Raw genomic sequence first — 13,637 nt, 5'->3', positions numbered from 1 at the left:
TCAATGTGACCGACACTGGATCGGCGTGGTGGCGTGGTGCGGCCATCTACCAGGTGTACGTGCGCAGCTTCGCCGACGGCAACGGCGACGGCACCGGCGACCTGACCGGTCTGCGCCAGCACCTGCCGCACATCGCCGGCCTGGGGGTCGACGCGATCTGGCTGTGTCCGTGGTACCCGTCGCCGATGGCCGACTCCGGCTACGACGTGTCGGACTACCGGGACATCGAGCCGTCGTTCGGCACGCTGGCCGAGGCCGAGAAGTTCATCGAGGAGGCGCATTCCCTCGGCCTGAAGGTGATCATCGACATCGTGCCCAACCACTGCTCCGACCGGCACCGCTGGTTCCTCGACGCGGTGGCGGCCGGTCCGGGCTCGCCGCAGCGGGAGATGTTCTGGTTCCGCCCGGCGAGCCCGGAACCGCCCAACGACTGGCAGTCCCGGTTCGGCGGCTCGGCCTGGAGCCGGGTGCCCGACGGCGAGTGGTACCTGCACCTGTACGCCCCGGAGCAGCCGGACCTGAACTGGGAGAACCCGGTGGTGCACCAGGAGTTCCGGGAGGTGCTCCGGTTCTGGTTCGACCGCGGGGTGGACGGCTTCCGCATCGACGTGGCCGACGGGCTGGTCAAGGATCCGGCGCTGCCCGACGTGCACGGTCGCACCGAGGGCCGGCTTCCCTTCTCCGACATGGACGGCGTGCACGAGATCTACCGGGAATGGCGGCGCATCGCCGATTCCTACCCGGACCCGCGGGTCTTCGTCGGCGAGATGTGGCTGCCCGACCAGGAGCGGTTCGCCCGCTACCTGCGGCCGGACGAGCTGCATTCGGCGTTCAACTTCGACTTCCTGTCCTGTCCGCTGGAGGCCGACCGGCTGCGCGCCGTCATCGACTCCACGCTGGAGGCGCACGCGCTGGTCGGTGCGCCGGCGACGTGGGTGCTGTCCAATCACGACACGACCCGGCACGTGACTCGTTACGGCCGTGCGGACACCTCCTTCAGCTTCGCCGACCGACAGCAGGGCGCGCCGACCGACCTGGCGCTGGGCACCAGGCGGGCCAGGGCGGCCGCGTTGCTGAGTATGTCGCTGCCCGGCGGCGTGTACATCTACCAAGGTGAGGAGTTAGGACTGCCGGAGGTCGAGGACCTGCCGGACGAGGCGCGGCAGGACCCCGTGTTCAGCAGGACGAACGGCGCCGACCCCGGCCGGGACGGCTGCCGCGTGCCGCTGCCGTGGGACGGAGCGGCGCAACCGTACGGGTTCGGCGGCGACGACACGTGGCTTCCACAGCCGGACGGCTGGGAGCCGTACACGGTCGCGGCCCAGTCGGCGGACGAGGGTTCGATGCTCCGGCTGTACCAGAAGGCGTTGCGGCTGCGGCACGAACTTCCGGCGCTGGGTGACGGCACGCTGACCTGGTGCCCGTCGCCGGACGGGGTGCTGGCGTTCGCCCGGGACGAGCACTTCGTGTGCGTGATCAACCTGTCCGGGGCGGCGGTCGAGCTGCCCGAGCACACCAAGGTGCTGCTGGCCAGCGACCCGCTGGCGGACAGCCAGCTGCCGCCGAACACGGCGGTGTGGCTGGCCCGGTGACCGACCCCTGTGTCAGGGGGCGGCGCGCCGGCGTCGCCCCCTATCTTTACCGAACAAGACCCCTTAGCGAGCCAGGTCACAAGCTACGCCTAAGTAGCTTCCCCTACCATCGGTCCGCATGACGACGCCGTCCAAGACCGGACCGGCGGAGCTCTCGCTCGCCGGTGAGTTCCCGCAGGTCGACCGCGCACAGTGGCGCCGGTCGGTGGAGTCGGTGCTGCGCAAGTCGGGGGTTCTCGGCGAGGGCGAGCGGCACGACTCCCCGGAGGACCTGCTCGCCACCACGACCTACGACGGCATCACGATCAGCCCCCTGTACACGGCCGACGATGCCGCCCCCGCCGGTGGCTTCCCGGGCATCGCGCCGTACGTGCGCGGCGGCACCCCGGACGGTTCCGCCACCGACGGCTGGGACGTGCGGCAGCGGCACGCCGACCCCGATCCGGCCGTGACCAACCGCGAGGTGCTGGCCGATCTGGAGAACGGCGCCGGCTCGGTGTGGCTGGTGCTCGGCGACGGCGGCGTTCCCATCGCCGGCCTCGGCGACGCGCTCAACGGCGTGTACCTCGACCTGGCCGGGGTCGTGCTCGACGCGGGCGCGGAGTTCGCGGCCGCCGCCGAGGCGTACTTCGAGGTGCTCGACGTGCAGCCGAGCACGGCGACCGGCAACCTCGGCATCGACCCGCTGGGCGTGCATGCCCGCACCGGGACCGCGCCGGATCTCGAAGCGGCCGTGGAGCTGGCGGTGCGGACCTCGCGGACCCATCAGAAGCTGCGGGCGATCGTCGTGGATGCCTTGCCGTATCACGATGCCGGCGGCAGCGACGCCGAGGAGCTGGGCTGCTCCCTCGCCGCCGGCGTGACGTACCTGCGGGCGCTGACCGCGGCCGGCCTCGACGTCTCGGCGGCCGCGAACCTGCTGGAATTCCGTTACGCGGCAACGGCCGACCAGTTCATGACCATCGCGAAGCTGCGGGCCGCGCGGCGGCTGTGGACCCGCGTGACGCAGGTCAGCGGCGCGCCGTCGGCTCAGCTGCAGCACGCCGTCACGTCGTCGGCGATGCTGACGCAGCGCGACCCGTGGGTGAACATGCTCCGCACCACGCTGGCGTGCTTCGCCGCCGGCGTCGGCGGCGCGGATTCCGTTACCGTGCAGACGTTCGACGCCGCGATCGGCCTGCCGGACCCGTTCTCCCGGCGCATCGCCCGGAACACGCAGGCGTTGCTGCTGGAGGAGTCGCACCTCGGGCAGGTGATCGACCCGGCCGGCGGTTCCTGGTACGTGGAGCGGCTGACCGACGACCTGGCCCGCGCCGGGTGGGCGTGGTTCCAGGAGATCGAGCGCGCCGGCGGGCTCGTCGAGGCGTTTCCCCTTGTCCGGGACCGGCTCGCGGCGACCTGGCAGCGGCGGGGCGAGAACATCGCGCACCGCAAGGACGCCCTGACCGGCGTCTCGGAGTTCCCGAACCTCGCCGAGAAGCCGGTGCGGCGCAAGCCGTTGCCGCCGGCGCCGACCGGTGGGCTGCCGAAGGTCCGCTACGCGCAGGCGTTCGAGGAACTCCGGGACCGATCCGACGCCCAGTTGGCGGAAACCGGTTCCCGACCACAGGTTTTCCTGGCGACGATCGGCCCGGTGGCCGTCCACACGGCACGGTCGACGTTCGCGGCCAACCTGTTCAACGCCGGTGGCATCGAGACGCCGGCCGGGTCGGTGGGCGACTTCCCCGGTGGTGTCGCCTGCGTCTGCTCGTCCGACAAGCTGTACGCGGAGGAGGCCGCCGCCGCGGTCGCCGCGCTCAAGGAAGCCGGCGCGACACACGTGTTCCTGGCCGGCAGCCCGAAGAAGTGGGCCGACACCGGCGCGGACGCGTTCGTCTTCGCCGGCTGCGACGCGCTTTCCGTGCTGCACGCCACGTATCAGCAGTTGGGGGCAACGAAATGATCCCGAACTTCGCGGACGTGCCGCTGGGCGACCCGGAGGTCGCGGGCGGCGCCGACGACTGGCGCAAGGCGCTGCACGCGGCGACCGGCAAGGACACCGACGCGCTGGTGTGGGAATCGCCGGAGGGCATCGGCATCCGGCCGCTCTACACCGCGGAGGACCTTGCCGGCCTTGACTTCCTGGGCACGTACCCGGGTATCGCCCCGTACCTGCGCGGGCCGTACCCGACGATGTACGTCAACCAGCCGTGGACCATCCGGCAGTACGCCGGTTTCTCCACCGCCGAGGAGTCCAACGCCTTCTACCGCCGCAATCTCGCGGCCGGGCAGAAGGGCCTGTCGGTGGCGTTCGACCTGGCCACGCACCGCGGCTACGACAGCGACCACCCCCGGGTGGCCGGCGACGTCGGCATGGCCGGTGTGGCGATCGACTCGATCTACGACATGCGGCAGCTGTTCGACGGCATCCCGCTGGACCGGATGAGCGTGTCGATGACCATGAACGGCGCGGTGCTGCCGGTGCTGGCGCTGTACATCGTGGCCGCCGAGGAGCAGGGGGTGGCGCCGGAGCAGCTGGCCGGCACCATCCAGAACGACATCCTCAAGGAGTTCATGGTCCGCAACACCTACATCTACCCGCCGCAGCCGTCGATGCGGATCATCTCGGACATCTTCGCGTACACCTCGCAGCGGATGCCCAAGTACAACTCGATCTCCATCTCCGGCTACCACATCCAGGAAGCCGGCGCGACCGCCGACCTGGAATTGGCCTACACCCTCGCCGACGGCGTGGAGTACCTGCGGGCCGGCGTCGGCGCAGGGCTCGACATCGACATCTTCGCGCCGCGGCTGTCGTTCTTCTGGGCCATCGGCATGAACTTCTTCATGGAGGTGGCCAAGCTGCGGGCGGCGCGGCTGCTGTGGGCGAAGCTGGTGAAGGGCTTCGACCCGAAGAATCCCAAGTCGTTGTCGCTGCGGACGCACTCGCAGACCTCCGGCTGGTCGCTGACCGCGCAGGACGTCTACAACAACGTGGCCCGGACGTGCGTCGAGGCGATGGCGGCGACGCAGGGGCACACGCAGTCCTTGCACACCAACGCCCTGGACGAGGCGCTGGCGCTGCCGACCGACTTCTCCGCCCGCATCGCCCGTAACACCCAGCTGGTGCTGCAACAGGAATCCGGCACCACGCGGGTGATCGACCCGTGGGGCGGCAGCGCCTTCGTCGAGCGGCTGACGTACGACCTGGCGCGGCAGGCGTGGGCGCACATCGCCGAGGTGGAGCAGGCCGGCGGCATGGCCAAGGCGATCGACGCCGGCATCCCGAAGCTGCGCGTCGAGGAGGCGGCCGCCCGCACGCAGGCCCGCATCGACTCCGGCCGGCAGCCGGTGATCGGCGTGAACAAGTACCGGGTGGACGCCGACGAGGAGATCGAGGTCCTCAAGGTCGACAACCACGGCGTGCGCGCGCAGCAGATCGAGAAGCTGCGCCGGCTGCGCGAGGAACGCGACGAACAGTCCACTCAGGACGCCTTGCGCGCGTTGACCGAGGCCGCCGCCGGCAACGGCAACCTGTTGGAGCTGGCCGTGAACGCGGCCCGGGCCAAGGCGACCGTCGGCGAGATCTCCGACGCGCTGGAGAAGGTCTACGGGCGGCACTCCGGGCAGATCCGTACCATCTCCGGTGTGTACCGCGACGAGGCCGGGACCGGCGGCAACGTGTCGACCGTGCTGGAGCGGGTCGCCGCGTTCGAGCGCGAGGAGGGCCGGCGGCCCCGGATCCTGGTGGCCAAGATGGGCCAGGACGGGCACGACCGCGGCCAGAAGGTGATCGCGACGGCCTTCGCCGACCTCGGCTTCGACGTGGACGTGGGCCCGCTGTTCCAGACGCCGGCGGAGGTGGCGCGGCAGGCCGTCGAGGCCGACGTGCACATCGTCGGAGTGTCGTCGCTGGCGGCGGGGCACCTGACCCTGGTGCCGGCGCTGCGGCAGGAGCTGGACGCGCTGGACCGGGAGGACATCATGATCGTGGTCGGCGGCGTGATCCCGCCGGCCGACTTCGCGGCGCTGTACGAGGCCGGCGCGGTGGCGATCTTCCCGCCCGGCACCGTGATCGCCGACGCCGCCATGGGCCTGCTCGACCGGCTCGCCGACCAGCTGGACCACGCTGCCGATGGCTCGTAAGCCCATCGACGTCAAGGAGTACGCCAAGGGCGTGCTCGACGGGTCGCGGACCACGCTGGCGCGGGCGATCACGCTGGTGGAGTCGACCAAGCCCGCGCACCGCGAGCTGGCGCAGCAGCTGCTGGTGGAGCTGCTGCCCCATGCCGGCGGGGCGCACCGGGTCGGCATCACCGGCGTGCCCGGCGCCGGCAAGTCCACGTTCATCGAGGCCCTGGGCACGACCCTGACCGGCGCCGGCCACCGGGTCGCCGTGCTGGCCGTGGATCCGTCGTCGAGCAGGACCGGCGGCAGCATCCTCGGCGACAAGACCCGGATGGCTCAGCTCGCCGTCGACGACAACGCTTTCGTCCGCCCGTCGCCGACCTCCGGCACGCTCGGGGGCGTGGCCCGGGCGACCCGGGAGTCCATCGTCCTGGTCGAGGCCGCCGGTTACGACGTGGTGCTGGTGGAGACCGTCGGCGTCGGCCAGTCCGAGATCGCCGTCGCCAACATGGTCGACTGCTTCCTGCTGCTGGCGCTGGCCCGGACCGGGGATCAGTTGCAGGGCATCAAGAAGGGCGTGCTGGAACTCGCCGACGTGGTCGCCGTCAACAAGGCCGACGGCCCGCACGAGCAGGACGCCCGCAAGGCCGCACGGGAGCTCACCGGCGCCATGCGCCTGCTCCGTGGCGCCGGCGCCGCGCCCAAGGTGTTGACCTGCAGCGGTTTGACCGGCGCCGGCCTCGACGTCGTGTGGGACACCGTCCGCGAGCACCGCTCGGAGCTGGAGTCCTCCGGCGAGCTGGCCCGGCGGCGACGGCAGCAGCAGGTGGACTGGACCTGGTCCATGGTCCACGACCAGCTCCTGGCGTCGCTGCACGGCAGCGAGGCCGTGCGGTCGATCGCGCCGGAGCTGGAGCGCCAGGTCCGCGACGGGGAGCTGACGGCGACGCTGGCGGCGGAGCGGATTCTGCGGGCGTTTCGGGATTCCTAGCCGACGGCCTTCGACGACAGCTCCCAGAGCCGGGCGGCGTTGTCGGGATCGACCGCGTACCAGGCGACGCCGTGCGCGTGGCCCGGGATGTCGGTGGCTTCGCGACCGATCGTCTCCGCCGGCTGGCAGTCCTCGAAGTAGCGGCCGGTCACGCCGGACAGCTGGGGCGAGGTGGCGACCACGATGGTGGTGGCCGCGCCCTGGCCGAGAGTCTTCGCCACCTGGCGGCTGGTGGCCTTGGCCGCTTCGAGAAGCTCGGCGGGCATGTGGCGGGAGAGGTTCGTGTCCATGATCCCGCCGGGGTGGACGGCGTTGGCGGTGATCCCGTCGTCGGCCCACCGCCGCGCCGCCTCGACCGCGAACAGGACGTTCGCGGTCTTGGACTGGCCGTAGCCGAGGAGGGGGTCGTAGTCGCGGGCGTCGAAGTTCACGTCGTCGAAGTCGACGGGTGCGCGCAGGTGCCCGCGGGAGGTCAGCGAGACGATGCGTGCGCCGTCGGCGGCGGCCAGCGCGTCGTGCAGGCCGGTGGCGAGGGCGAAGTGGCCCAGGTGGTTGGTGGCGAAATGCAGTTCCCAGCCGGCGGGGCTGAGCTGCCGGGTCGGGATCGCCATCACGCCGGCGTTGTTGACGAGCAGGTCCAGCGGGCCGGTCCACGCGTCGGTGAAGGCGGCGACTGACGCCAGGTCGGCGAGGTCGAGCGCCGCGACCCGGGCCGAGCCAGCCGAGTTCGCCGCGTTGATCTGCGTGGCCACCCGGGCGCCGGCCTCCGGGTCGCGGACGGCCAGCGTGACCTCGGCGCCGGCTTCGACCAGCACCCGGGCGGTCTCGACGCCGATGCCCGACGACGCCCCGGTGACGACGGCCCGCTTCCCGTCGAGCCGGATGCCGGCGATCGCCTGCTCGGCGGTCGTCCCCCAGCCGAAAGATGTCTGCGACATGGTCTGTTCTCCGTTCGGACGGCGCCCCCTAACCGGAGGCTCCTCCGAATACTAACCTGAGGGGCCTCCGCCTGATAACATGAGGGTGCTCACGTTGCCCGTTCGACCAGCTTGGAGCCGCCGTGACCGACCGCCCCCTGCGCGCCGACGCGCAGCGCAACCGCGACCGGCTCCTGGCGGCGGCCGCAGCCGCCTTCGCGAGCCGGGGCGCGGACGCCTCGCTGGAGGAGATCGCCCGCCAGGCCGGCGTCGCGATCGGCACCCTCTACCGGCACTTCCCGACACGCGAGGCCCTGTTCGTCGCCGTGCACCGGGCCGAGATGGTTCGCGTCGCCGAGCATGCCGACGCGCTGCTGGCCGACCATGAGCCGCTCGACGCCCTGCGGCTGTGGATGGGCCGGTTCACCGACTTCATGACCGCCAAGCACGGCATGGCCGACGCGTTCCGCATGGTCCTCGCCTCCGGCGAAAACCCCTTCGTGCCGATGCGCGGGATCGTGCTGGACGCCCTCACGAAACTCGTGACGGCCTGCGGGGACGGGCTGCGGCGGGACGTCGACGGTCTCGACATCCTCACCGTTCTCAACGGCATTTCCCTGGCCACGAGCGACGACGAGCAGACCGCCCGCCTCATCGACCTGGTGCTCGGCGGCCTGCGGCACGCGTGATCCGCTATCCCCAGCGGACCACCGAGATGATCTCCGCGCTGTCCGGCGTGACCGGGCTCCGATCCCAGTCCCCGTACCGCTCCTCGACGACCAGCCCGGCCTCCGTGAGCAACTCCCCCAGCCGCTCCACCGACAGGAACCGGATCCGGCCCCAGTCGGCCCGCCGCCAGCCGTCGCCGACGATGTTCTCCACGACGTCGACAACGTCCCCGACGATGGGTTGCACCTCGTAGTGCACCCGGACGGGCTTGCCCTCCCATGGGAACTCGAAGCCGCCCTCCGGCCACTGTTCCCACGCCCGGGCCGCGGGGTTCCGCGTCTCGAACACGAACCGGCCGGCCGGCGTCAACGCGTCCCGCACACCGCGAAGCGTGGTCAGCACGTCGGAATCGGTGAGCAGGCACTGGAAAGCGTGCCCGGTCATGACGGCATCGGGGTCGAAGCCGACGAGCCGTCCCGCGTGCCCGGCGGCCCGGGCCTGGGACAGCAAAGTCCCGGTCCCACAACCGACATCGAGCACGGACGCGGCGGCGAGCGCCAAACCGAGGTAGAACCGCTCGTCGGCACGATCGGCCCACGGGTTCATCGCGTTGTACAGCTCGGCAGCCTCCGGCACACCCCGAGGCTAACGGGGAGCGATTTCACGCCAAAGGCTTGTCCAGCACGGCTTTGAGGTGGCTGAAGGTGTCGATGGAGTACTTGCCGTGGTACCGGCCCATGCCGCTTTCCCCGACCCCGCCGAACGGCAGGCTCGGCACGGTCAGGTGCAACACCGGCAGGCCGAATCCGACCGCGCCGGAGGAGGTTTCGGCCAGGATCCGTGCCTTCGTCGACTCGGACTCGGTGAAGGCGTAGAGCGCCAACGGCTTGTCCCGCGCGGTGATGAACCCGATGGCGGCGTCGACGTCGGGCACGGCGATGATCGGCAGGATCGGCCCGAAGATCTCCTCACTCATCACCGGCGCGTCCGGCGACACGTCGGCGAGCACGGTCGGCGCGATGTACTTGGCGTCCCGGTCGGTCTGCCCGCCGACGACAACGCGGCCGCTGGCCAGCAGGTTGTTCAACCGGTCGAAGTGCCGGTGGTTGACGATGCGGCCGTACAGCGGACTGTCCGAAGGCTCGTCACCGAACTTCGCCCGCACGGCGGCGGCCAGCGCCGGTTCGAGCCGTGCGGCGGCGTCGCCCACGGCGAGCACGTAGTCCGGCGCGACGCAGGTCTGGCCGGCGTTGAGGAACTTGGTGTCGACGAGCCGCTCGGCGGTGACCGCCGGGTCGGCGTCGGTGTCGACGATCACCGGGCTCTTGCCGCCGAGTTCGAGGGAGACCGGCGTGAGGTGCTTGGCCGCGGCCGTCATCACGATCCGGCCGACAACACCGTTGCCGGTGTAGAAGATGTGGTCGAAATGCTGCTCCAGCAGCGCTGTCGTCTCCGGGATCGCGCCCTCGACGACGGCGACGCCCTCCTGGTCGAGGTACTGCGGCACGAAGCGGGCGATCGCCGACGCCGTCGCCGGGGCCAGCTCGCTCGGCTTGAGCACGGCCGCGTTGCCGGCGGCGAGCGTGCCCACCAGCGGCGCCAGCACCAGCTGCAGCGGGTAGTTCCACGGCCCGATGATCAGCACCACGCCGAGTGGCTCCCGCACGACCGTGCCGCGTCCGGGCCGCAGCGTCGCCGGCAGCTCGGCGTCCTCCGGCGCGAGCCAGGAGTCCAGGTGCTCAAGGGTGTGGTCGATCTCCCGGCACACGAAGTCGATCTCGGTCCGGCGGGCCTCGTCGGCCGGCTTGCCGAGGTCGGCACGCAGCGCCTCGACGAACGCGCCCTCCTGCTCCGTCAGCATCGCCCGCAGCGCGCCGAGCTGCCCACGCCGCCACGACAACGGCTTGGTGCGGCCGAATCGGAACGCGGCCCGCAGCCGGTCGACGACGGCCGGGATCTCCAGGAGGACATCGGTCATGTCGCGAGCCTAGCTCGGATCGGGACCCGAACCGAGCCGGTGCCCATGGATCCGCCTGGAACTCACCTATTCGGTCAGCCACACCGGCTTGCACGACCCGCGCGGCACCAGCGGAACGGCGTAGCGCCCGGGCGTCAGCGACATCCGGACCTGCTCGGTCACGCCCTGGTACTCACCCAGCGGAGTGTCCACAGTGAACGTCTCCGGATCCAGATACCGGTGCTCCTCACCGCTTCCGGCCACCGAAGCCGCGTACGCCTTGTCGAAAACGCCGAGGCTCAAGATCCACAGAGCCGCCCGGGTCAACGACACGTGCACGCGGTAGCTGCCGCCCTCGACGGCGCGCCGGGCCAACGCCTCGGCCGCGCCGGTGGCCATCAGCCACGACACGATGTAGTCGTTGACGACGAGGATAGGCGGCAGCGCCGGGCCGGCGGCGTCGCCCTCCAGGTTCATCATGCCGACGAGGCTGCCGGCGGTCTGGTCGAAACCGACCCGGCCGGCCCACGGCCCCCGTTCCCCGTTCAGCGACGCCGTGACGTGCACGATCCCCGGCCGGACCTGTGCCGCCTGCTCGGCGGACACGCCGATCTGCTCCAGATAGCCGGGCCGTCGGTTGGCGTAGAACACGTCCGCGCCGGCCAGCAGGCCGTTGACCAGCTCGCGGTCCGCGCGGGGATCGATGGTCGCCGAGCGGGTGCCGACGTTGGCCGTGATGTACGTGACGTCGTGCTCCAACTCGTTGACCCGCCACAGATTCAGCACGTCGGCGCCGTGCAGCGCGAGCGCCCGGCCGGCCCCGGCGCCGGCGATCACGTGCCCCATGCCGAGCGCGCGGATCCCGGCCAACGGCAGCTCGACGCCGCCGGGCAGCGGTTCCGGCTCGGAGTCACCGATCTTGGTGATCTCGATCAGCGGCAGGTTCTCGATGCCGGTGTTCTCGGCGAGGAACTCCTCGGTGGAACGCAGCATCGGCAACACGACACCCGCCTCGACGGCCGCGGCCTCCAGCTCACGGGCATCCCATTTGGACACCGCCTGCGCCACCCGCTCCGGGTCGTCCGGGACGTCCAGCAGCTTCTGCGCGGCGACCTTGATCTTCGGGTACGGGTTGAGCGGCATCACCCAGCGGTCGTCGGCCGTGCGGTAGAAGCCGAAGCCGAAGGCGTTGGTGGGATTGGCGGCCGTCACCGGGACGTGGCCGTTGAGTTTCTCCCACTTGCGGTCGTAGAACGGGCACAGCCGGTGCGGTGCCACCCGCAGGTCGACGGCGATGTCCTGGCCGTCGCCGCCGCGCAGCCGCCACAGCTTGGCCATCGCCGCGGACTTGGCGACCAGCGCGACACCGGCCGCGCCGCCGAGCCGCAACGTGCTCGGCACCACCGGGTCCGCGCCGACGAAGGTGATCTCGCCGCCGGTGTCGGAGGGGCTCATTCCGATGCCGGCCAACACGTCCGCGAGCGCGGCGTGCGGGTCGAAGGCGTCCGTGGTCAGCGGGTTCGCGACCGCGGCGGCCACCTTGTCAGTCAGCGACATCCCCAGGCTCCTCGTCGCTCAGCAGCTTGTGCACCTCCTCGATCGTAGGCGCGGAAGCCGGCCCCCGTCGCGTGACGGCGATCGCGGCAGCGGCATTTGCCCGCCTGGCCGCCTTCGCCGGCGGCAGGCCGGCGGCCAGGGCCGCCATGAACGCACCGGTGTGCGCGTCACCGGCCCCGTTGGTGTCGACCACCTCGACCGGGAAGCCCGGCACCGTGATCACCTCGTCGGCCGTCGCCAGCACGCAGCCGCCGGCCCCGACACGGACGATCGCGTTGCGTCGTCTCAAGGCTTCGGCCGCCTTGAGGGGGTCGTCCTCGCCGGTCAGCAGCCCAGCCTCACGCTCGTTGCAGCTGATCCAGTCGGCCCGGTCGAGCACGGGTTTCAGCACGGCCTCCGGGATCTCCGCCGCCAGCGGCCCCGGGTCCACCACGACCATGACCCCGGACTCCACAGTGGACAGCCAGGAACTCACCGCCGGCCCGTTCACCGGCAACGCCAGCCCATAGCCCGACACGTACACGATGTCGTCGGGGAACAGCCGGATCCGTGCCAGGTCGTTGGCGCGCAGCCGGCCCTCCGCGCCGAAGGTGGTCGCGAACGTTCGCTCGCCCTCGGCGTCGACCAGCGCCACCGTGAAGCCGGTATCCATTGTGGACACCTTCGGCTGGAGGACGTCGATCTGCTCCTGCGCCAAGCGTTTGCGGGCCAGGTCGCCGAGCGGGCCGGTGCCGTGCATGCCGCCGTACGCGGCGGTCAACCCCTGCCGCACGGCGGCGGCGAGCACGTTGAAGCCACCGCCGACCTCGGTGCCGCCGCTGGACGCCAACACGTCGCCGCCACGCTCGGGCAGGTGCGGCACGTACATGACGATGTCGACGATCACCTGACCGACGTGCACCAAGCGGCTCATCCGCGCAGCGCCAGCAATTCCGCCGTGAGGCCGGCCAACGGGAGGTCGTTGACCGCGTGGATGGTACGCACCGCCTCGTCCGGGAACGCGTCGTCGCCGTGACAGGCGCCGGCGATCGCCCCGACCATCGCGGCGATCGTGTCGCAGTCGCCGCCGAGCGACGCCGCGAGCAGGCAGGCCCGCCACGGATCGTCCGGATGCACCGCCAGCACGGCAAAAGCCGCCGGCACCGACTCCTGCGTGGCGACGCTGGTGCCGACCAGGCGGTAGATCGTCTCGGCGGCCTCCCCGGGCGGAAGGCCCTCGACGAGCTCGCTCGCCCAGGCCAGCCGAGTGCCCACGTCGCCGGCCGCGATCCAGTTGCCACGGCCCGATGCCAGCCGCGCCGCCTCCGCCGCGATCTTCGTCGCCTCGCTGACATCCGCACCCGCGATGCCGGCGCTCACCGCCGCCGCGACCGCCGCCGCGCCGGACAGCGCGACACCGGTGTTGTGCGTGACCCAACTCGCCTCGACGACACTGTCCACAAGCGACGGAAGGTCGTCGGCTCGGTACGCGATGCCGACAGGGGTGATACGCATCGCGGCCCCGTTGGTCGTGCCGGACCTGCCCGCCCGCTCCAGGCTCTCGCCCGCCGCCACCGCGCTCACCGCGGCCTTCGTGGACGGGCCGAGCAGGTCGAGCGAGCCGCGGCGACGCATGTCCTCCTCCCAGGCGAGCAGATCCGCCGCGAGCCGGTGCGGGTCGACGTGCCCGTCACCGGCGACCAGCAGCCTCGCCACCAGCACCGCCTGCTCGGTGTCGTCCGTGATCGAGCCGGCGGCCATGCCCGGCGCGATCGGCTGGTCGTCGGGCCCGGGCTCGAAGCCGGTGAGGACGCCGTAGCGGGCCTGGATCGCCTCCCGCGGCATCGACTGCGTCGGCATGCCCAGCG

At 71.5% G+C, this 13,637-nt stretch carries 11 protein-coding genes; 5 read left to right on the top strand and 6 right to left on the bottom strand.

What is annotated here, in order from left to right:
- Window positions 1–5 precede the first annotated feature (5 nt).
- The 4 genes from BJ998_RS32430 (at window position 6) to meaB (ending at window position 6,690) form a co-directional block, all read left to right on the top strand.
- A complete protein-coding gene (locus BJ998_RS32430) occupies window positions 6–1,592 on the top strand; it encodes a glycoside hydrolase family 13 protein (RefSeq protein ID WP_184867122.1) in 1,587 nt (528 codons plus the stop codon).
- A 118-nt stretch (window positions 1,593–1,710) separates the two neighbouring features.
- Window positions 1,711–3,534, top strand: a complete 1,824-nt coding sequence (locus tag BJ998_RS32425; RefSeq protein WP_184867121.1) for a methylmalonyl-CoA mutase subunit beta — start codon at window positions 1,711–1,713, stop codon at window positions 3,532–3,534.
- Window positions 3,531–5,717 carry a methylmalonyl-CoA mutase gene (gene scpA, locus BJ998_RS32420; protein WP_184867120.1) on the top strand — a complete coding sequence of 729 codons (2,187 nt, stop codon included), beginning with the start codon at window positions 3,531–3,533 and terminating at the stop codon, window positions 5,715–5,717. Before BJ998_RS32425 ends, scpA begins: the two co-directional genes overlap by 4 nt.
- The gene (gene meaB / locus BJ998_RS32415) at window positions 5,707–6,690 is read left to right on the top strand and encodes a methylmalonyl Co-A mutase-associated GTPase MeaB (RefSeq protein WP_184867119.1); all 984 of its coding nucleotides are present in this window, start codon (window positions 5,707–5,709) and stop codon (window positions 6,688–6,690) included. The genes scpA and meaB overlap by 11 nt, the downstream gene beginning before the upstream one ends.
- Here the strand turns inward: meaB and BJ998_RS32410 are convergent.
- Window positions 6,687–7,628, bottom strand: coding sequence for an SDR family NAD(P)-dependent oxidoreductase (locus BJ998_RS32410; protein WP_184867118.1), 942 nt, complete (start codon window positions 7,626–7,628; stop codon window positions 6,687–6,689). The two genes, meaB and BJ998_RS32410, sit on opposite strands and share 4 nt — an antisense overlap.
- Before the next feature lie 122 nt (window positions 7,629–7,750).
- Between BJ998_RS32410 and BJ998_RS32405 the strand changes: the two genes are divergently transcribed.
- Window positions 7,751–8,296, top strand: a complete 546-nt coding sequence (locus tag BJ998_RS32405; RefSeq protein WP_184867117.1) for a TetR/AcrR family transcriptional regulator — start codon at window positions 7,751–7,753, stop codon at window positions 8,294–8,296.
- 4 nt (window positions 8,297–8,300) lie between these two features.
- On the opposite strand, the gene BJ998_RS32400 is transcribed toward BJ998_RS32405, so the two are convergent.
- From BJ998_RS32400 to BJ998_RS32380, 5 genes are all read right to left on the bottom strand, one after another.
- On the bottom strand, window positions 8,301–8,912 hold the full coding sequence (locus BJ998_RS32400) for a class I SAM-dependent methyltransferase (protein WP_312890433.1): 612 nt from the start codon (window positions 8,910–8,912) through the stop codon (window positions 8,301–8,303).
- 25 nt (window positions 8,913–8,937) lie between these two features.
- A complete protein-coding gene (locus BJ998_RS32395; protein WP_184867116.1) occupies window positions 8,938–10,254 on the bottom strand; it encodes an aldehyde dehydrogenase family protein in 1,317 nt (438 codons plus the stop codon).
- A gap of 66 nt (window positions 10,255–10,320) precedes the next feature.
- Window positions 10,321–11,790 carry a CoA transferase gene (locus tag BJ998_RS32390; protein WP_184867115.1) on the bottom strand — a complete coding sequence of 490 codons (1,470 nt, stop codon included), beginning with the start codon at window positions 11,788–11,790 and terminating at the stop codon, window positions 10,321–10,323.
- Window positions 11,777–12,703 carry a PfkB family carbohydrate kinase gene (locus BJ998_RS32385; protein WP_184867114.1) on the bottom strand — a complete coding sequence of 309 codons (927 nt, stop codon included), beginning with the start codon at window positions 12,701–12,703 and terminating at the stop codon, window positions 11,777–11,779. The genes BJ998_RS32390 and BJ998_RS32385 overlap by 14 nt, the downstream gene beginning before the upstream one ends.
- On the bottom strand, window positions 12,700–13,629 hold the full coding sequence (locus tag BJ998_RS32380) for an ADP-ribosylglycohydrolase family protein (protein ID WP_184869085.1): 930 nt from the start codon (window positions 13,627–13,629) through the stop codon (window positions 12,700–12,702). Before BJ998_RS32380 ends, BJ998_RS32385 begins: the two co-directional genes overlap by 4 nt.
- Window positions 13,630–13,637 lie beyond the last annotated feature (8 nt).

It is taken from the genome of Kutzneria kofuensis (genome assembly GCF_014203355.1).
Lineage (GTDB): Bacteria > Actinomycetota > Actinomycetes > Mycobacteriales > Pseudonocardiaceae > Kutzneria > Kutzneria kofuensis.
This window is presented reverse-complemented; position numbering and strand designations above follow the sequence as displayed.

Excerpts from the sequence above, each read along its gene's own strand:
- BJ998_RS32425 (WP_184867121.1), top strand. The coding sequence starts at position 1,711 with ATGACGACGCCGTCCAAGACCGGACCGGCGGAGCTCTCGCTCGCCGGT.
- scpA (WP_184867120.1), top strand. The coding sequence starts at position 3,531 with ATGATCCCGAACTTCGCGGACGTGCCGCTGGGCGACCCGGAGGTCGCG.
- meaB (WP_184867119.1), top strand. The coding sequence starts at position 5,707 with ATGGCTCGTAAGCCCATCGACGTCAAGGAGTACGCCAAGGGCGTGCTC.
- BJ998_RS32410 (WP_184867118.1), bottom strand. The coding sequence starts at position 7,628 with ATGTCGCAGACATCTTTCGGCTGGGGGACGACCGCCGAGCAGGCGATC.
- BJ998_RS32395 (WP_184867116.1), bottom strand. The coding sequence starts at position 10,254 with ATGACCGATGTCCTCCTGGAGATCCCGGCCGTCGTCGACCGGCTGCGG.
- BJ998_RS32390 (WP_184867115.1), bottom strand. The coding sequence starts at position 11,790 with ATGTCGCTGACTGACAAGGTGGCCGCCGCGGTCGCGAACCCGCTGACC.
- BJ998_RS32385 (WP_184867114.1), bottom strand. The coding sequence starts at position 12,703 with ATGAGCCGCTTGGTGCACGTCGGTCAGGTGATCGTCGACATCGTCATG.
- BJ998_RS32380 (WP_184869085.1), bottom strand. The coding sequence starts at position 13,629 with ATGCCGACGCAGTCGATGCCGCGGGAGGCGATCCAGGCCCGCTACGGC.